This window comes from Vibrio sp. AIC-3, from assembly GCF_013114515.1.
GTDB lineage: Bacteria > Pseudomonadota > Gammaproteobacteria > Enterobacterales > Vibrionaceae > Vibrio > Vibrio crassostreae_C.
This window is the reverse complement of sequence record NZ_VTXG01000077.1, coordinates 1-865: the sequence shown is the minus strand read 5'-3', so window position 1 is coordinate 865 and position 865 is coordinate 1. Positions and strand designations below refer to the sequence as shown.

The 865-nt window shown below is 41.7% G+C and carries 1 protein-coding gene; it reads right to left on the bottom strand.

The window, feature by feature from the left end; all coding sequences use genetic code 11:
- Positions 1-292 precede the first annotated feature (292 nt).
- Complete coding sequence (locus F0229_RS21665) at positions 293-514, bottom strand: hypothetical protein (protein WP_171733696.1); 222 nt, start codon at positions 512-514, stop codon at positions 293-295.
- Positions 515-865 lie beyond the last annotated feature (351 nt).

Genomic DNA, 865 nt, shown 5'->3' with positions numbered 1-865 from the left:
CAGCGAAGATGTCGATTCTGAAGGTAATGAGGTTCTTAATATCTTATAGCGGATTCCGGTATTCCGGAGTTAGTTCGGGTGTAACAGGAACCCGAACCTGAGAGAGCCAGTTTTGCGCGCTACGCTTGCCTCCCAAAACCTGCCTCTCTCTCATCATGATCATGACTGGGGGGTTGGATAGTTGGCTTATATACCAAGCAATAAAAAGCCTAGCTATGAAGTTAGGCTTTTTCTGACGCGCTACGCTTGTCGACTAATATCCTCTCTACAAGCAAGCTTATAGCAGAGGTTACTAGTTTAGCTTTAAAGCTTCTTGTATGGCATCAGCATAACTCGCGAGGTTTTCCATATTATCTCTAATGTTATTAGACTTACGTTCCCCACTAGCAGATACATCAGCCTTTATCACCTCAAGAGCAGCACTTACCGCAAGCATTCTTTGTACTTCTGGGGAATCATCATAGACGTGATATTCCGATAAGGTTGGCTTAAATGTTAGTTTTTCATCTGACATGATATCTCCTAATGCGTTGTGATATGTCATTACTACTTATGGGGATTACTGTACGAAAAAACAAGTGTTTAGATGAATATAAATTACATGCGTATTATGCGAATTATGTTACGGGCTTCAATCGTAAAACGATTCTCACGATGAGCATTAAAAAAGCCAGACAAGCTGACTTTCTAATTGAGCATATCCCTCGCCCACGTTTGATTTCATTCAGGCTTTCAGCAAACCTCTCAACATAATTCAGACCCATAATACGCACTTGGGCTAGTTTGCTTTTGAGGGGCTTTCTGGGCTCATACAGAGATTCTGAACGTTGTTACTGACAAGGTTTTACGTGCATGCTCCATTGCT